Source organism: Streptomyces sp. QH1-20 (genome assembly GCF_041283565.1).
Taxonomy (GTDB): Bacteria; Actinomycetota; Actinomycetes; order Streptomycetales; family Streptomycetaceae; genus Streptomyces; species Streptomyces syringius.
Genome location: NZ_CP166299.1, coordinates 6134684 through 6151425 on the forward strand (window position 1 = coordinate 6134684; position 16742 = coordinate 6151425).

General features: G+C 72.4%; 14 protein-coding genes. 4 read left to right on the top strand and 10 right to left on the bottom strand.

Annotated features, from left to right (window positions below; translation table 11 throughout):
* Nucleotides 1–67: 67 nt before the first annotated feature.
* The 4 genes from AB8O64_RS27805 to AB8O64_RS27820 all read right to left on the bottom strand — a co-directional run bounded on the left by AB8O64_RS27805 (nucleotide 68) and on the right by AB8O64_RS27820 (nucleotide 4111).
* Nucleotides 68–1474, bottom strand: a complete 1407-nt coding sequence (locus AB8O64_RS27805) for an FAD-dependent oxidoreductase (protein WP_370422005.1) — start codon at nucleotides 1472–1474, stop codon at nucleotides 68–70.
* 45 nt (nucleotides 1475–1519) lie between these two features.
* Complete coding sequence (gene pcaG / locus AB8O64_RS27810; protein WP_370422007.1) at nucleotides 1520–2077, bottom strand: protocatechuate 3,4-dioxygenase subunit alpha; 558 nt, start codon at nucleotides 2075–2077, stop codon at nucleotides 1520–1522.
* The gene (pcaH, locus tag AB8O64_RS27815; RefSeq protein WP_370422008.1) at nucleotides 2078–2827 is read right to left on the bottom strand and encodes a protocatechuate 3,4-dioxygenase subunit beta; all 750 of its coding nucleotides are present in this window, start codon (nucleotides 2825–2827) and stop codon (nucleotides 2078–2080) included.
* A 90-nt stretch (nucleotides 2828–2917) separates the two neighbouring features.
* Nucleotides 2918–4111: an acetyl-CoA C-acyltransferase gene (locus AB8O64_RS27820; protein WP_370422010.1), complete on the bottom strand. Its 1194-nt coding sequence runs from the start codon at nucleotides 4109–4111 to the stop codon at nucleotides 2918–2920.
* A gap of 198 nt (nucleotides 4112–4309) precedes the next feature.
* Here AB8O64_RS27820 and hemG point away from each other — a divergent pair, with 198 nt between their 5' ends.
* Together hemG and hemQ are read left to right on the top strand one after the other, a co-directional pair.
* The gene (hemG, locus tag AB8O64_RS27825) at nucleotides 4310–5812 is read left to right on the top strand and encodes a protoporphyrinogen oxidase (RefSeq protein ID WP_370422011.1); all 1503 of its coding nucleotides are present in this window, start codon (nucleotides 4310–4312) and stop codon (nucleotides 5810–5812) included.
* Between the two features lie 4 nt (nucleotides 5813–5816).
* A complete protein-coding gene (gene hemQ / locus AB8O64_RS27830; protein WP_356456949.1) occupies nucleotides 5817–6533 on the top strand; it encodes a hydrogen peroxide-dependent heme synthase in 717 nt (238 codons plus the stop codon).
* Between the two features lie 15 nt (nucleotides 6534–6548).
* Here hemQ and AB8O64_RS27835 read toward each other — a convergent pair whose 3' ends face one another.
* From AB8O64_RS27835 to AB8O64_RS27845, 3 genes are all read right to left on the bottom strand, one after another.
* The gene (locus AB8O64_RS27835; protein ID WP_370422013.1) at nucleotides 6549–8126 is read right to left on the bottom strand and encodes an alpha/beta hydrolase; all 1578 of its coding nucleotides are present in this window, start codon (nucleotides 8124–8126) and stop codon (nucleotides 6549–6551) included.
* A gap of 163 nt (nucleotides 8127–8289) precedes the next feature.
* Nucleotides 8290–9393 carry a hypothetical protein gene (locus AB8O64_RS27840; RefSeq protein WP_370422014.1) on the bottom strand — a complete coding sequence of 368 codons (1104 nt, stop codon included), beginning with the start codon at nucleotides 9391–9393 and terminating at the stop codon, nucleotides 8290–8292.
* A complete protein-coding gene (locus tag AB8O64_RS27845) occupies nucleotides 9390–10739 on the bottom strand; it encodes a cytochrome P450 (RefSeq protein WP_370422016.1) in 1350 nt (449 codons plus the stop codon). The genes AB8O64_RS27840 and AB8O64_RS27845 overlap by 4 nt, the downstream gene beginning before the upstream one ends.
* Nucleotides 10740–11201: 462 nt before the next feature.
* Between AB8O64_RS27845 and AB8O64_RS27850 the strand changes: the two genes are divergently transcribed.
* Nucleotides 11202–11891 carry a nuclease-related domain-containing protein gene (locus tag AB8O64_RS27850; protein ID WP_370422018.1) on the top strand — a complete coding sequence of 230 codons (690 nt, stop codon included), beginning with the start codon at nucleotides 11202–11204 and terminating at the stop codon, nucleotides 11889–11891.
* A 7-nt stretch (nucleotides 11892–11898) separates the two neighbouring features.
* On the opposite strand, the gene AB8O64_RS27855 is transcribed toward AB8O64_RS27850, so the two are convergent.
* Nucleotides 11899–12312: a BlaI/MecI/CopY family transcriptional regulator gene (locus tag AB8O64_RS27855; RefSeq protein WP_370422019.1), complete on the bottom strand. Its 414-nt coding sequence runs from the start codon at nucleotides 12310–12312 to the stop codon at nucleotides 11899–11901.
* Between the two features lie 206 nt (nucleotides 12313–12518).
* Between AB8O64_RS27855 and AB8O64_RS27860 the strand changes: the two genes are divergently transcribed.
* Complete coding sequence (locus AB8O64_RS27860) at nucleotides 12519–14546, top strand: transglycosylase domain-containing protein (RefSeq protein WP_370422021.1); 2028 nt, start codon at nucleotides 12519–12521, stop codon at nucleotides 14544–14546.
* A gap of 27 nt (nucleotides 14547–14573) precedes the next feature.
* On the opposite strand, the gene AB8O64_RS27865 is transcribed toward AB8O64_RS27860, so the two are convergent.
* Together AB8O64_RS27865 and AB8O64_RS27870 are read right to left on the bottom strand one after the other, a co-directional pair.
* A complete protein-coding gene (locus AB8O64_RS27865) occupies nucleotides 14574–15872 on the bottom strand; it encodes a hypothetical protein (RefSeq protein ID WP_370422022.1) in 1299 nt (432 codons plus the stop codon).
* Nucleotides 15873–15923: 51 nt separating this feature from the next.
* Complete coding sequence (locus tag AB8O64_RS27870) at nucleotides 15924–16706, bottom strand: peptidyl-tRNA hydrolase (RefSeq protein ID WP_370422024.1); 783 nt, start codon at nucleotides 16704–16706, stop codon at nucleotides 15924–15926.
* Nucleotides 16707–16742 lie beyond the last annotated feature (36 nt).

Here is a 16742-nt window from a genome sequence, read left to right on the forward strand (position 1 = left end):
CAGCCCGGGTCGGCGTTCGAGGACGAAACGGCGGGTGAGCCGCCGTCCAAGAGCGGCCGGACACGGACTAGGCGCCGGCCTTCCGCACCGCCTCCGCGGCCTTGCGTGCCGCGACGAGCACCGGGTCCCACACCGGGGAGAACGGCGGGGCGTAGCCCAGGTCCAGCGCCGTCATCTGCTCCACCGTCATACGGGCCGTCAGCGCCACCGCCGCGACGTCCACCCGTTTCGCCGCGCCCTCCCGGCCGACGATCTGCACGCCGAGCAGCCTGCCCGTGCGGTGCTCGGCGAGCATCTTCACCGTCATCGGGCGCGCGCCCGGGTAGTACCCGGCGCGGCTCGTCGACTCCACGGTGACGGTCACGAACCGCAGCCCGGCCGCCGTGGCCTGGGCCTCCAGCAGGCCCGTACGGGCGATCTCCAGGTCGCACACCTTGCTCACGGCCGTGCCGACCACGCCCGGGAACGTGGCGTAGCCGCCGCCGATGTTCGCCCCGATCACCTGACCGTGCTTGTTGGCGTGCGTGCCCAGCGCGATGTGCCGGGAGCGGCCGGCCACCAGGTCCCAGACCTCCACGCAGTCACCTCCCGCCCAGATGTTCTCCTGGCCGCGCACCCGCATCGCCTGATCCGTCAGCAGACCGCCCGACTCGCCCAGCGGCAGCCCCGCCGCCTCGGCCAGCGACGTCTCGGGGCGCACCCCCAGCCCCAGCACCACGACCTCGGCCGGGAACCGCCGCTCCCCGGCTGCCACCGCCGTGACCGTGCCTTCCGGGTCGTCGGGGCCCGTCGGGCCGGTGACGATCGAGGTGACCTCGGTCCCCGTCACCACCTCGATGCCCATGCCGGACATCGCCTCCCGGACCAGGGCGCCCATGTCCGGATCCAGGGTGGCCATCGGTTGCTCGGCACGCTCGACGACCGTCACCTCGAAGCCGCGCAGGCTCAGCGCCTCCGCCATCTCCACCCCGATGTACCCGGCGCCGATCACGACCGCGCGGCGCGGGCCCGCCGGGTCGAGCTTCGCCAGCCCGTCGACCAGCGCCCGGCCGTCGTCCAGGGTCTGCACCCCGTACACCCCGCGCGCGTCGATGCCCTCGATCGGCGGGCGGACCGGCCGGGCGCCCGTGGCCAGCACCAGCCGGTCGAAACCGTGCCAGCGCTCCGTGCCGGACTCCAGATCGCGCGCCCGCACCCGCTGCCCGGCCACGTCCAGCTCCGTCACCTCCGTACGCGTCCGCAGATCGATGCCGCGCCGGCGGTGCTCCTCGGGGGCGCGGGCGATGAGCGCGTCCGGCCCGTCGACCACGCCGCCCGCCCAGTACGGGATGCCGCACGCCGAGTACGAGGTGAAGTGACCCCGCTCGAACGCCGTGATCTCCAGTTCGTCCGGGCCCTTGAGCCTGCGCGCCTGCGAGGCCGCGGACATGCCCGCCGCGTCCCCTCCGACGATCACCAGTCGCGTCGCAGCCATCGCGTTCCGTCCTCTCGCCGTCCGTCCGGTCCGTCACGCCCCAAGCTACGGGGGACCGGGCCGTCCGCCCCGGCCGGGGAAGGCGAGGAAGACCGTTTCGGCGCCGCCCCGGAGCCGGATGTCGAAGCGGTACGTGCGGTGGCCGCCCGCCTCCGGCGTGGCCAGCAAGGTGGCGCGCCGGGCGGGCGGCAGGGCGTCGATCAGGGGGTCGTGCTCGGGGAAGGCCAGGTAGACCCGGGTGAACAGATGACGCGTCAGGCCCGGCGCGAGGAGACACAGCGCGAGATGGGGCGCCCCGCCGGGCGGCAGGGTGCGCAGCGCGTAGTGGCCGTCGTCGCGGGTGACGACACGCGCGAAACCCGTGAAGACGGCACCGTCGCGCCGCAGACTGCCGGGTGCGCCCACGAGCGAACCGTCCGGGGCGGCCTGCCAGAACTCCAGCAGCGCCTCGGGCACGGGCGCCCCGTCGCCGTCGCGGACGTATCCGTGCACGGTGATCGTGTCCGGGTGTCCGACGGGGGCCGCCTCGCCGCCGCCGGGTAAGGGCAGGGCGGTGCCGTGGAAGGGGCCGATGGTCTGCGCGGGGGTGGCGGGCAGGGACATTCAGCGGCCCTCCTCGGCCCAGGTGGCGTCCGGACCGTCCAGGACGATGTCCCACCGGTAGCCCAGGGACCGCCCGGGTTCGTTCAGCCCCGGGTCGTAGGCGGCGACCAGGCGCCGGCGGGTGGTCGTGTCGCGGACGGAGGTCCAGATCGAGTCGTAGGGCAGCAGCGGGTCCCCGGGGAAGTACATCTGGGTCACCAGGCGCTGGGTGAACGCGGTACCGAAGAGGGAGAAATGCAGATGGGAGGGGCGCCAGGCGTTGTGACGGGTGACATCGGGGTAGGCGCCGGGCCGGATGGTGGTGAAGCGGTAGCGGCCGTCGTCGTCGGTGAGGCACCGGCCCGCACCCGTGAAGTTCGCATCCAGCGGCGCGGCGTGCCGGTCCAGCCGGTGGACATAGCGGCCGGCGGCGTTGGCCTGCCACAGCTCCACCAACTGCCCGCGTACCGGGTGCCCCCGGCCGTCCAGGACCCGCCCGCCCACGGTGATCCGCTCACCCAGCGGCTCCCCGCGGTGGCCGACCGTCAGATCGGCGTCGAGCGGACTCACATCGGCCGTGCCGAAGACGGGCGCGCGCAGTTCGACGGCGTCGGGATCGAGGACGAGCGGGACGGGCCGCTGCAGGGGATGGCGCTCGGGACGGCCGAGGTACGGCGGGACGGTGCCCGCCGCCCCCTCGTCGGCCGTGACCTCGGCGAAGTCCGCGACATCACGGCCGGTGTCCTGCGCTAACGGTTCGGTGGCTGCCATGGCCAGGACCTACCCCGGCGCGCGGGCCGTGATCCACGCGCGCCCGTCTCCCGGAGGTTCCCGGCCAGTTCGGCGGCGCCGCGCCTCCGGTCAGCGTTCGAGGACCAGCGCCTGTCCCTGCCCGACCCCGATGCACAGCGCCGCCAGCCCCGTACCGGAGCCCGCCGCCGCGAGCTGGTGGGCGACCGACCCGGCCAGCCGGGCGCCGGAGCAGCCCAGCGGGTGGCCGATCGCGATCGCCCCGCCCCGGGCGTTGACGACGCCGGGGTCGAGATCCGGCCACTCCGCGAAACAGCCCAACGCCTGGGCGGCGAAGGCCTCATTGAGCTCGAAGTGGGTCACGTCGCCGAAGCCGCGGCCCGCCCTGGCCAGCGCCCGCCGTACCGCCTCGACCGGGCCGAGGCCGAACAGATCCGGCTCGATGCCGGTGACGGCCGAGGCACGCACCCGGGCCAGCGGCTCGCGGCCGGTCAGCCGCAGCCCCTCCTCGTCCACGAGCAGCAGCGCGGCGGCACCGTCGTTCAGCGGCGAGGAATTGCCCGCGGTGACCGTCCCGCCCTCCGTACGGAAGACCGGCTTCAGCCGCGCCAGCGCCTCGGGGGAGGTGGCATCGCGGATGGTCTCGTCCCGCGGCAGTTCGACGCCGGGCAGCGGCACGACCTCGGCGTCGTACGCGCCCTCCTTCCACGCCCGCGCCGCCTTCTCGTGGCTGGCGAACGCGAACGCGTCCTGCTGCTCCCGGGTGATGCCGTGCCGGTCCGCGATCAGTTCGGCGCCCTCGCCGAGCGAGGTCGTCCACCGCGGCTCCATGGCCGGATTGGTCATCCGCCAGCCGAGGGTCGTCGAGTACATCCGCTGGTCGCCGACCGGGAAGGCCCGCTCGGGCTTGGGCATGACCCAGGGGGCGCGGCTCATCGACTCGACGCCGCCCGCGACGACCACGGAGGCGTCGCCGAGGGCGATGGCGCGGTACGCCTGCACGACCGCCTCCAGACCGGAGGCGCACAGCCGGTTGACGGTCGCGCCGGGCACGGTCACCGGCAGCCCCGCGAGCAGCACGGCCATCCGCGCGACGTTGCGGTTCTCCTCCCCGGCGCCGTTGGCGTTGCCGAGGACGACGTCGTCGATCCTGGCCGGATCGAGGTCGGGAGTCCGCTGGACCAGGGCCCGTACGACGTGCGCGGCGAGGTCGTCGGGGCGGACGGCGGCCAGGGCGCCGCCGTACTTGCCGACGGGGGTGCGGACGGCGTCGACGATGTAGACGTCGCGGATGCGGTCGTTCATGGCTTCTCCATCAGCGGTCGGGCGGTCGGCGGTCGACGTCGTGTCCACGCGCGCCACCGCACGTGTTCGCCCGGTGAACGCCCGTTCATGATCGGCCGGTGACGAGTCTCGGTGGGCCGCCGGGCCCTGTCAATGGAGGTGCGCGCGGGCCCCGGGGGTCCCCGGGGAGGCGCGGCGGGGTCTGAGAGAGTGGGCCCCATGAGCGCAGTGGACACGCGTACGAGGCATGTGGTCGTCATCGGTGGCGGGATCTCGGGGCTGGCGGCGGCCCACCGGCTGTCGCGGGGCGGCGCGAGGGTCACGGTCCTGGAGGCGTCGGGCCGGCTCGGCGGCAAGCTCCTGGCGGGCGAGATCGCGGGCGTGCCGGTGGACCTCGGGGCCGAGTCGATGCTGGCGCGGCGGCCGGAGGCCGTCGACCTGGCCCGCGCGGTCGGCCTCGCCGACCGGCTCCAGCCGCCGGCCGCCACGACGGCGGCGCTGTGGACGCGCGGCGGTCTGCGGCCCATGCCCAAGGGGCATCTGATGGGCGTGCCCGGCGTGCTCGCCCCGCTGGCCGCCTCCGGGGTGCTCTCCGACGAGGGCCTCGCCCGGATCGCCCGGGACGAGGAGCTGCCGCACACGGAGACCGGTGAGGACGTCGCCGTCGGTGCCTATGTGGCGGAGCGGATGGGCCGCGAGGTCGTGGACCGGCTGGTCGAGCCGCTCCTGGGCGGCGTCTACGCGGGCGACGCCTACCGGATCTCGATGCGGGCGGCCGTCCCGAAGCTCTTCGAGGCGGCGCGCACCCATCGTTCGCTGGCCGAAGGCGTACGGGCCGTCCAGGCGCAGGCCGCCCGGGAGCAGGGCGACGCGGCCGGACACGGCGGAGCGGGCCGGGAGGTCGGCGACGGTGGTCCCGCGCGGACCGGGGCCGGCGCGGACCGGCCGGTCTTCATGGGCATCGCCGGTGGCATCGGGCGGCTGCCCCTCGCCGTCGCGGACGCCGTGCGCGCGGCGGGCGGGGAGATCCGTCTCGACACGCCGGTGGTGGCGGTGACGCGCGGGGCCGACGGCTGGCGGATCGAGCTGGAGGCGGGGACGCTCACGGCGGACGCCGTCGTCCTCGCCACCCCCACGCACGACGCGGCCCGCCTGCTCGGGCCCGTGTGCCGGCCGGCCGCCGCCGAGCTGGCCGCCGTCGAGTACGCCTCCATGGCCCTGGTCACCCTGGCCTTCCGCCGCCCGGCCGTGGAAGGGATCGCGCACGGCAGTGGCTTCCTCGTGCCGCCCGTCGACGGCCGCAAGATCAAGGCGTCCACCTTCTCCAGCAACAAATGGCAGTGGAACGCGGACGCCGACCCGGATCTCTTCGTCCTGCGTACCTCGATCGGGCGGTTCGGCGACGAGGAGGATCTGGAGCGCGAGGATTCCGAGCTGGTATCGATGTCGCTCAAGGACCTCGGGGACGCGGTGGGCCTCGCGGCGACTCCGGTCGACAGCCGTGTCACCCGCTGGCACGGCGGGCTGCCGCAGTACCCGGTGGGACATCTGGACCGGGTCGCCCGTATCCGCGAGCACGTCGCGGGCCTGCCCGGCCTGCGGGTCTGCGGTGCCGCCTACGACGGTGTGGGCATCCCGGCCTGCGTCTCCAGCGGTCACCGGGCCGCCGACGAGGTCCTGCGGACCCTGGCGGCGGGCGCCGAAGGCCGCAGGGGAGAATAGGGACATGACTGACGCCCCTCAGAAGACCCCGAACGCCGGCAAGAAGGCCAAGGACCTCAACGAGGTCATCCGCTACACCCTCTGGTCGGTGTTCAAGCTGCGTGACGTCCTGCCCCAGGACCGGGCGGGCTACGCCGACGAGGTGGAGGAGCTGTTCGCGCAGCTCGCCGAGAAGGACGTCACCGTGCGCGGTACGTACGACCTGTCGGGTCTGCGGGCCGATGCCGATGTGATGATCTGGTGGCACTCGGAGACCTCGGACGCCCTCCAGGACGCGTACAACCTCTTCCGCCGCACGAAGCTCGGCCGCGCGCTGGAGCCGGTGTGGTCGAACATGGCGCTGCACCGCCCCGCCGAGTTCAACAAGTCGCACATCCCGGCGTTCCTCGCGGACGAGACGCCGCGCGACTACGTCAGCGTCTACCCCTTCGTGCGCAGCTACGACTGGTACCTGCTGCCCGACGAGGACCGCCGCCGCATGCTCGCGGACCACGGCAAGATGGCGCGCGGCTACCCGGACGTGCGCGCCAACACCGTCGCCTCCTTCTCGCTCGGCGACTACGAGTGGATCCTCGCCTTCGAGGCCGACGAGCTGTACCGCATCGTCGACCTCATGCGTCACCTGCGTGCGTCGGAGGCCCGTATGCACGTCCGTGAAGAGGTGCCCTTCTACACGGGGCGCCGCAAGGCCGTCTCGGAGCTGGTCGCGGGTCTGGCGTAGCCCGGCTGCGGGCCGTCAGGTCCGTGTCGTGCCGCTCGTCGGTCGGGGCTCCGGGCGTGCCGCGCAGTACGCGCGGCGCCCGGGTACCGCGCCGGTGAGCAGATAGCGCTCGGTGTGGCGGTTCACGCACGTGTTCGGGCCGCCCGCGATGCCGTGGGTGCCCGCGCCGCGCTCGGTGACCAGCGCCGAGCCCGGCAGCCTGCGCTGGAGTTCCAGCGCCCCCCGGTACGGCGTGGCCGCGTCCCGCTCCGCGGCCAGCAGCAGCGTGGGCGGCAGCGCGCCCTTCGCCACCCGGATCGGCAGCGGCTTCTGCTGGTGCACCCGCCAGAACGCGCACGGCAGGTTCAGCCAGGCGTTGTCCCAGGTCTCGAAGGGAGCGCGGCGGGCGAGCCGGGTGTTGTCCCGGTCCCAGACCGCCCAGGAACGCGGCCAGGGCGCGTCGTTGCACTCGACGGAGGTGTAGACGGCGTTGCTGTTCTCCTCCGCCCGCGCTGCCTCGGGGTCGGGCGCGGCGAGCACGCGCAGCGGCTCGTCGTCGCCGCGCAGATACGCGGACAGGGCATTGGCCCCCCGCGCCCAGAAACTGTCGGCGTAGCCCATCTTGAGGAACGCCGACTGCAACTGCCCCGGCCCGACCGTCCCGCCCGCGGGGCGCCGGGCGAGCCGGGCCCGCGCGGTGTCGTACGAGGCCAGCACCTGCCGGGAGGTGCGGCCCAGGTGGTAGACGTCGTCGTGCCGGGCGGCCCAGCGCCGCCAGTCCGCCCAGCGGGTCTCGAAGGCGGCGGACTGGTCGAGGTTGTTGCGGTACCAGATCTGGCTGGTGCGGGGGTCGACCACGCTGTCGAAGACCATGCGGCGCACGTGCCCCGGGAAGAGCGTGGCGTACAGCGCGCCGAAGTACGTGCCGTACGACGCCCCCATGTAGGAGAGCCGCTTCTCGCCGAGCGCGGCGCGCAGCACGTCGAGGTCACGGGCGTTGTTGAGGCTCGTGAAGTGCTGGAGGTCGCTGCCCGCCTTCCGGGCGCACGAGCGTGCGTACGCCCGTGCCTGCGCGACGCGCTTCCTCTTGTAGGCGGCGGAGGGGTGCTTGGGTGCCAGGGTGGGGGCCTTGGCGAACCGCTTCGGGTCCATGCAGGACAGCGGCGCCGAGCGGGCGACACCGCGCGGCGCGTAGCCGACGAAGTCGTAGGCCCGGGCGGTCGCGTGCCACTGCGCGAGACCGGCGAGCAGCGGGAACCACATGCCGGAGCTGCCCGGCCCGCCGGGGTTGTAGACCAGGGAGCCCTGACGCTGGGCGGGGGTGCCGGTGGCGGTCGAGCGGCTGACCGTGAGGCGGATGTGCTTGCCGTTGGGACGGGCGTAGTCCAGCGGTACCGAGACCGTGCCGCACCGGATCGACTCCGAGAGCTGTTCGACGGCCGGGCAGGCGCCGAACGCGATGCCCTTGGCGGCGGCCCGCTCGGCCGCGAGGGCCACGCCGCGCGCCTCGGCCCGGCCCTCCGGCGGGAGGGTGTGGCCGACGCCGTCGGCTGGGGTGGTGAGCCCGGTGAGAACCAGGGACCCGAGGATTCCGTACAGGGCTGCTGCTCTCACTGGTCATCCCTTCACGTCAATGCGACAAAAGGGATAATTGGTTCGGCAGTTGATGTTGTAAAGCACCACGGAGCAGTGTCGGTCGCAATGCGCCCGAAGAGGGGTGCCCCGCGGACGCCGTATGGCCGGGACGCGAGGCGACGCATCCACCCGGTCGATTCGGCTACGGACATGACAGACCGGACGGATCCTTGGCGGATTCCCGGGATGAGGTGTAGAGGGTGCGGTGCGGTGTGAGGATGACGGTGGTGTCCGTGTGGCCGTTCCATACGTGGTCGGAGCCGTTGTAACGGGTGGTGATGCAGGACCATTCGAGGTTGCCGGCGATCATCCACCGCAGGGCTTTCACGTAGCCGGCGACGGCGGGATCCCGGTTGGCGGTGGAGCGCAGGAGGCACTCGCTCAGGGCGCAGAACTCGTCCTCGGCTCGCCTGATGGTCTGTGTGATGCGGTCGACCGCGGCTTGAAGGTTGCCTCCGTTGCCGGCGAGGGCGAGGGTGATCTCGTTCATGGTGTCGCCGCTGTAGAGCTCCTTGCGATAGGAGAAGATGTCGTTGACCCCGATCCAGTGGCGTGCCACGAGGGTGTTCAGACGGCCCAGTTCGGGGTGGTGGGTGAGTGTGCGGGTGAGGTCGGTCCCCAGGCCGTATTCCAGGAGCGGGAAGCAGCATTCGCCGATGCTTTTGCCGCGGGACGCTTCGTAAGCGGTGAGGTCGATGGCTGTCCGGGTGTCCTGCCAGAGCCGTTCGGTGCGGCAGGCGTCGAAGAACCCGCTCATCTCGTGGGAGAAGCGGTCCCACAAGGCGGGCGGCATGCCGTGCCGGAGCTGCTGGCTCAGGATGGCCAGGACGCGAGGGTAGGGCGCCTGGCCCGGGGCTTGCCGGCCGTCGAGGGCGGTGTGGAGCCGGTCCAGACCCAGGCGTTCGAGACGCTGGGCAGGGGCGTGGGCAAAGAGATCGTCGATGCTGAACAGGACGTCGATCCAGTGGCAGATCGTCGTGACGCGTTCGATGTCCGTGGTGGCGTAGACCAGCAGATTCCACAAGGTGGTGCGCTGGGCCAGGAACTGCTCGAACTCCTCGGGGCAGTCGGCATGGGCGTCGCGAAGGGAGTGCGCGAGCCAGGCCCGGCACCGGGCTTCGAGAGTCTCGATGCCGGGGCGGTACAGGGCGGGGCGGAACCTGGGAAAGGACGGCAGCTCGAAGCTGGGGTACTCATGCGGCCGGCCGGGGGGTTCCGGCTCCAGGCCGGCCGGCCGTACGGTCATCCCTGCTCGCCAGGGACGCGCGGGTGCAGCTGAAGGTGCTGTCCGGCCGGCGTGAGCAGGAACCGGGGCAGCGGGCGGAGGGGGCCGGGTCCGGTAGTGCGCAGCTGCCAGTCGCCGGCGACGGTGGCCAGAGCCAGGGTGGCTTGGGTCATGCCGAAGAACTCGCCCATGCACCGCCGCCGTCCGGCGCCGAAGGCGAGGAAGGACTGGCGCTGTCTGGAGGTGAGGCGTTCGGGCAGCCATCGGTCGGGATCGAAGCCGGCGGGGTCGGGGAAGACGTCGGGGTTTCGCTGGAGGGCGTAGGGGCTGATGATGATGTCGGCTCCCTGGGGCACCGCGAACCCGCACACATCGGTCCGCTTCACGGCGACGCGGCTGAGCAGCCAGGTCGGCGGATACAGGCGCAGCACCTCGGTCAGCAGGCGCTTGGTGTAGGGGAGAGCCGTCAGATCGTCGAAGGTGACCGGGCGGCCGCCCGACGAGGTGTCGAGCTCGGCCCACAGGCGTTGTTCCACATCCGGGCTGCGGGCCAGGATGTGGAAGGTCCACGCCAGCAGGGAGGCGGTGGTCTCCACCCCGGCGGCGAGCACCGACATGATCTGGTCGCGCACTTCGCTGTCATCCGGCCGGTGGCCGCTCTCCTCGTCCCCGGCCATGATCCGCGACAGCAGATCCTGCTCGTCCCCGCTTCCGGCCCGGTACTGGGCGATGACCTCCGTGATGGCGGCGTCCAGGCGGGCCCGAGCCCGGTCGAAACGCCGGTTCGCCCGGGTGGGGAGGCGGTGCACCCATGCGACAGGGATCAGCATGCGGGGCAGCAGGCCGCGCAGCAGCTGCGGGAGCGCCGCCGCCATCACGTCAGCAGCCTGTTTCCCGGCAGGGGAGGCGACCAGCGTCCGTGAGACGACCAGGGCGGCCATACGGTAGGTCGCCGCGCTGACATCGCACACCTGTCCGGCTGTCCAGGGTGCGGTCGCCTCCAGCACACACTGCCGCATCACGTCCGCGTAACCGGCGACCCGGCTCCGGTGGAACGCCGGCTTCATCACCGGCCGCTGCATCCGGTGATCCGCCGCATTGCAGGTGATCACGCCGTTGCCGACGAGGAGCCGGGCCGCGTCCATGAACGGGCCGCCCTTGTCGAAACACTCCTGCTGTACGACGAGCACCCGCAGGGCCGCCTCCGCATCGGTGACCAGATAACAGTCACGGCCCACCAGCCGCAGTCCGACCACCGGGTCGCGCTCCCGCTGCCGCTCCAGGAAGCCCAGCGGGTCCCACGCCAATCGCGCGGCATGCCCGGCCACCGGAACCTGCCCCGGGAGCGTTCGGACCGTCTGCGGCATGTGGCCCCACCCTCATTCGTAAGAATCGTCACGATCAGTGCAACCGCTGTCACACCGTCGGCTGCGCGAACAGGCAAGCGATTCCAGCCCGCCTGAGGCGACGTGTACGCCTGCCTGCGGTGGTCAGGAGGCTGCCCACCGGTCGATGAAGGGGCGGAAGGAGGCGACGTCGCATGATCCCGCTCTCGGGAAAGGGAATGATCCTGCGGCGCACCGTAAGGGGGCGAGGGCGCGGCGCTCAGGGGAAAGCCCGACCAGTCACCCGTCAGAGGCCGTCGGGCCGGCGCGCCTGGGCCGCCGCGCGCCTCACGGACGAGGCCGAGGGCCCTCCCCCGGGGGCCGGGGGCACTGGCGAGGCCCCGCGATCGGGGGGACGTCGCGGGGCCTCACTCGGTTCAACGGGCGGGAAATTGGGTTGGTTCCCGCGCTTCTGCGGCAGTATGGCGGATGGGGGTGGTAGGAGTGCGCGAGCGGCCGGGCGCGAAGAGGACCGGGGACGGAAAGAACTACGATCCGGAGCGGCTGTTCCTGCCGCCCGACGACGATCTCGCCCCGAACCGCCCGGGGGAGACACTCCGCGCACGGCTCGACGCGTCCGGCACCGGCCGGACCCGGCTCGCCCTCGCCCGGCTGCTGGGCCGCAGGCCCGTGGAGGACGAGTGGCGTACGGCGCTGGCCGGTGAGCAGCTCGTCGGGACGGCGCTGGAGGAGCTGACGGCGGGCGGCTGGGAGGTGGTGCACTCCATCGTCCTGCCGGGCGACGCGATCATCGCCCATCTGCTGATCGGCCCCGGCGGAGTCTTCTGCGTCGGGGTGAGGCACGCCCGCAAGCGGCGGGTCCTGATCGACGACCCCCTGGTCCGGGTGGCCCGGGAGCGCCGGCCGCGCCCGCACCTGCGCGACGCGCGGCGGGACGCGGCACGCTCGTCGCTGGTGCTCTCCCGCGGCTGCGGTTTCCCGGTGCGGGTACGGCCGGTGCTGGTGGTCGTCGGAGCCACGAGCGTGGAAATGCCGACCGCGCCGGAGGGCGTACGGGTCCTGCGGGAGCGGGAGATCCCCGAGCTCGGCACGTCGGCCGGAGTCCTGCATCCGGACCGGGTGGCCCGCATCCACACGGTGGCCCGGAACCGCCGCGTCTGGCTGTGGGCGTGACGAGCCGTCAGAAGCCGTCGGGCAGGCCCTGGCGGACGCCCGCCGCCAGCAGCTGCCGCAGCAGCGCCTCGTCCATGGCGGTCAGCTCGCTGACGAAGCGGGTCAGCACGGCCTCCCGGTCCGGGCGGCCGTCGAGGACCTTGTGCATCCGGCGGGCGGCCAGCCCGCAGTCGTCGGTGACGGGGGCGTAGGCGTAGGCCCGGCCGCGCGGGGTGCGGGTGAGCACCTCCTTGGCGTGCAGCCGGGACAGGATCGTCACGACCGTGCTGTACGTCAGCTCGCCCGCGAGCCGGCTCTGGACCTCGCGGGGGGTCAGCGAGCCCTCGGCCCGCTGCAGCGCCGTGAGGACCTCGCCCTCCAGCGCCCCGTTCGCGCGGCGCCGGCCCTGACGGACCACGGTGGTAGGTGTGCCTGCTGACATGCCTGCGGCGTTCTCTCTGCTCGTCTTCCCGCCCGGTACGACCGGGATGTTCCTCGTCTACAGAAGTGTAAAGGCGTGGTGAGGCTGCTTCCGCCACCCTTTTCGGCCCTTCCGGGGGCGGATCCCCACGGGGCCGGGGGAGGCCGCGGGAGGACTGTGACGGAACCGGCATCCCGGGGATTTGACCCGGGTCGTAGGGTCGAGCGGTGTTCGAACGTCGAAATGGGGCGCACGCCCGGAACCATGCCGCCCCGGCCCGCCGCCGTCGGCCCGCCTCCCGCCTCCTCGGGCGGCTGCGCCCCGCCTACCCCCGCCCGGGGCGGCGCGGCTTCCGCCGCTGGGTGCCGTCGTGGCGGCAGAGCCTCGGCGCGGCCGCCGTCGTCATCGGCGCGTTCGCGGCCCTCGTCGGCGTCCTCTACGCGCGCACGGAGATACCCACCGACCTCAACGCCTTCGCCACCCAGCAGGACAACGTCTACTACTGGGCCGACGGCACCGAGATGGCCCGTACCGGCGAGGTCAACCGGCAGGACACCGCGCTGGAGAAGGTCCCCGAGAAGGTGCGCTGGGCGGCCCTGGCCGCCGAGAACGAGACCTTCTACTCCGACAGCGGGATCTCCGTCAGCGGCATCACCCGCGCCCTCACCAGGATGATCACGGGCGGGGAGACCCAGGGCGGGTCCACCATCACCCAGCAGTACGTGAAGAACGCCTACCTCAACCAGGAGCAGACCTTCACCCGCAAGATCACCGAGATGTTCATCGCCATCAAGCTGGACAACAAGATGACCAAGTCGGAGATCCTGGAGGGCTACCTCAACACCAGCTGGTACGGGCGCGGCACCTACGGCATCCAGCGCGCCGCCCACGCCTACTACGGCAAGGACGTCTCGCAGCTCAACGCGAGCGAGGGCGCGGTGCTCGCCTCGCTGCTCAAGGGGGCAGCCCTCTACGACCCGGCGATCAGCCGCGCCAACCACGAGCGGGCCGTGGAGCGCTGGAACTGGATCCTCGACCGGATGGTCACCATCGGCAGGCTCTCCCCGAAGGAGCGGGCCGGGTACACCACCTTCCCCGAGCCCAAGGCCCCGCCCAAGCCGGCCGGGCTGAACGGGCAGACGGGCTATCTCGTGGAGACCGCCCGCGCCTATGTGAGCGCCCGCACCGAGGTCTCCGACGCCGACTTCGACCTCGGCGGCTACCAGATCCGCACCACCTTCGAGAAGCCGAAGGTCGAGGCGCTCAAGAAGGCCGTGGCGGACGTCCGGGGCCGGCTCGACCCCGAGCGGCGCGAGGCCGACCGGAACGTCCGCATCGGCGCCGCCTCGGTCACCACCGACGGGCGCATCGTCGCCCTCATCGGTGGCCCGGACTACCTCAAGCAGGGCTTCAACGACGCCAACTCCTCCGTCGTCCCGGCGGGCACCGCCTACGCCCCCTTCGTCTACGCGGCGGCCCTGCGTGACGGCGTCCAGCGCGAGCGCGGCAAGCCACGGGTGCCCGTGACCCCGGCCACCGTCTACGACGGCAACGACAAGGTGACGATCCGGACGCCCGAGGGCCCGTACTGGGACCGCTCGGGGAAGATCGTCAAGGCGGCCAACGAGGGCGGCAAGTCCTGGGGCAAGGTGCCGCTGCGGGAGGCGGTGGTCAAGGGGATCAACGCCCCGATCATGCAGCTGGGCATGGACGTCGGCCTGGACCGGGTGGGTCGTACGTCCGTGCAGACGGGGCTGCTCGCCTCCAGCCTCGGCCCCCGGGTGCCCGCCTTCTCCCTCGGCACCACCACGCCCAGCGCCATCCGGATGGCTGGGGCCTACGCCACCTTCGCCGCCCGGGGCGCGCACAGCGAGCCGTACTCCGTCACCCGGCTCACCCGCAACGGCGACGCCGTCCCGGTGGACAAGCCGACGGCCGAGCGGGCCCTGCCCGCGTCCGTGGCCGGCGCGGTGGACGACGCGCTGCGCGACACGGTGCGGCGCGGCACCGCCGGTGCGGCGCGGGCCGCCGGGGCCGATGTGGCGGGCAAGACGGGCACCGGCCCGGACAACAAGTCGGCCTGGTTCGTCGGCTACCGCGGCACCCTCTCGACCGCCGTCTCGCTCTCCCGCATCGACCCCAAGAGCCAGGAGCTGCAGCCGCTGACCGGCCTCGGCGGCGCGGCGAAGTCCGCCACCGGCAGCCCGTACCCGATCGGCATCTGGACGGCGTACATGACCGAACTGGGGAAGTGACGGCCGCGCCCCCGCGGGGGGCGCGGGTCATTTGAGGAACGTCTGCCAGTTCGGCTCCTGTGCCGGGTCCAGGCCGCGCAGCTTCGCCAGCACCTTCGGGTCCTGCGCGTCCAGCCAGTCGGCGAGCTGCTTGAAGGACACGCAGCGCACCCCGTCGCGCTTGCAGACCGACTTCACCACGTCCTCGACGGCCTTCATGTATATGCCGCCGTTCCAGTCCTCGAAGTGGTTGCCGACGAACATCGGTGCCCGGCTGCCGTTGTAGACCCGCTCGAAGCCGTTGAGATACCCGTCCCGGGTCAGCTTCCGCCACTCCGCGTATTTCGCCGGGTCGCCCTTCGTCTTGCCGCCGGACTGGTTGTAGAGGAAATTGAAGTCCATGGACAGGACCTGCTTCTCGCTCTTCGGGTACGGAAGCAGTTGCAGCGGGAAATTCCAGATGCCGTTGATCTGGGACGGCCAGAGCTGGAAGTCACCGGGCGAGCTGGCGTCGTAGCGCCAGCCGAAGGACTTCGCCGCCGTCAGGAGCGACTTCTGGCCCTCCAGACAGGGGGCGCGGCCGCCCACCAGCTCCTTCTTGAAGTCGAAGGGCAGTGGCGGCAGGTCCTTGTAGCCCGTGTTCGTCTTCCAGTTCTGCACGAAGGAGTACGACTGCTCGATCTCGCTCTTCCACTCGGCCGGGCTCCATTCGCCGCCGCCCTTGGGGCCGCAGAAGTGCCCGTTGAAGTGGGTGCCTATCTCATTGCCGTCCAGCCACGCACCACGCAGCTGCGAAATGGTGTCCTTGATGTGCTGGTCGGTGGCGTAGGAGATCGCCGCGTCGCCCGGCTTGTGCTGCGGCGGCTTGTACAGCGACGCCTTCGACTTCGGCAGCAGATACATCGAGCTGAGGAAGAACGTCATCTGCGCGTCGTTCTGCTTGGCGACCTTACGGAAGTGCGCGAACAGCTCGTCGTCGCCGGACAGCGCGCCGTCCCAGGAGAAGACCACGAACTGCGGCGGCTTCTCGCCCGGCTTCAGCTTCTCGGCCTTCGGCTGCTTGGGCTGCGGTCCGGTGTAGGACGTCGACCCGTCGCCGAGCACCCTGACCTTGCCGTCCCACTTCTCTTCCTTGTCCTCCGGCTTCTTCTTCTGGGTGCCGTCGGACCCGCTCCGCGCCGAGGTGTCCGCCGTCGGGGAGGCCGCGGTGTCCTTCCGGTCGTCCTTCTCAGGGGCGTCGTCGAACGCCAGCCCGGCGACGATCGCGAGCACGAGGGCCGAGGCGCCCAGGGTCTGCCCGGCGTACGAGGACCACTTTGACCGGTTGGACGCTTTCGTCCCGTTCACCCTCGTCAACTTCGTACTCCCTGGCGCCAGTACAGATGTTCCGGCCCAGTATCACCCGATGGTCGGACAACCCCGAAGTGTCGGGTGGTCCGCGACCACCGTGCACGACCCCGGCGCGATCTCGGTGAAGCCCGCGTCCCGTACGACCGGCAGGCCGCTCGTCGTCAGCTCCGCCCAGCGCGCCGGGTCGGCGGTCCGCACGGACAGCGCGAAACCGGCATCCCGCCAGGCCGCGCGTGCCGCGTCGTCCAGCCCCCACCAGGCCAGATGCGCGCCGTGTCCGGCCTGTGCCATCGCCTTGCCCGCCGACATCTCCAGGTCCGGGTTCAGCCACAGCACCGGCTGTGCGGGGTCCGGTGCGGCCGGCGGCTCGGGGTCGGCGAGGTCCGTGCCCGACACCTGGAGCTTGACCAGCTCCTTGGGCCAGCCGTCCAGCGGCACGGGCGGGAAGACCCGCACCTCGGCCGCCGCGCCCGTCACGGTGATCCCCGGCAGCTGCGCCGCCCGCCGCCACTCCGCACCGCGCGCCCGGCGCACCACCTTGCGGATCCGGGCGTCCTGCCAGTCCCGGACGGCACGCGCCCACTCGCCCTCGTCGTCGCCCTCGCCCTGGGACCGCTCGTCGGACAGCATGGCGAGCACCGCGCGCGCCGCCGTCTGAAGGGCGTCCGTACGGGCCGGCGGCTCCGCCTTCTCGATCCGCACCACGAGCGGCAGGACGAACTGCGGGGACTCGTCGCGCGGGTCGGCGCCCCCGGCCCGGGCGGCGGCCTGGGCAGTGGTCTGGGGAGCGGCCTCGGAAACGGTCTCGGAAGCGGTGTCAGAGCTGGTCACGCCCCCAGTCTGCCAGCCGCTCGAACGCCTGCGGCC

What these genes read in the sequence shown, in the direction of transcription:
- AB8O64_RS27855 (WP_370422019.1), bottom strand. Translation starts at nt 12,312, where the DNA reads ATGTCAGCAGGCACACCTACCACCGTGGTCCGTCAGGGCCGGCGCCGC.
- pcaH (WP_370422008.1), bottom strand. Translation starts at nt 2,827, where the DNA reads ATGGCAGCCACCGAACCGTTAGCGCAGGACACCGGCCGTGATGTCGCG.
- AB8O64_RS27840 (WP_370422014.1), bottom strand. Translation starts at nt 9,393, where the DNA reads ATGACCGTACGGCCGGCCGGCCTGGAGCCGGAACCCCCCGGCCGGCCG.
- AB8O64_RS27820 (WP_370422010.1), bottom strand. Translation starts at nt 4,111, where the DNA reads ATGAACGACCGCATCCGCGACGTCTACATCGTCGACGCCGTCCGCACC.
- hemG (WP_370422011.1), top strand. Translation starts at nt 4,310, where the DNA reads ATGAGCGCAGTGGACACGCGTACGAGGCATGTGGTCGTCATCGGTGGC.
- pcaG (WP_370422007.1), bottom strand. Translation starts at nt 2,077, where the DNA reads ATGTCCCTGCCCGCCACCCCCGCGCAGACCATCGGCCCCTTCCACGGC.
- AB8O64_RS27845 (WP_370422016.1), bottom strand. Translation starts at nt 10,739, where the DNA reads ATGCCGCAGACGGTCCGAACGCTCCCGGGGCAGGTTCCGGTGGCCGGG.
- AB8O64_RS27805 (WP_370422005.1), bottom strand. Translation starts at nt 1,474, where the DNA reads ATGGCTGCGACGCGACTGGTGATCGTCGGAGGGGACGCGGCGGGCATG.
- hemQ (WP_356456949.1), top strand. Translation starts at nt 5,817, where the DNA reads ATGACTGACGCCCCTCAGAAGACCCCGAACGCCGGCAAGAAGGCCAAG.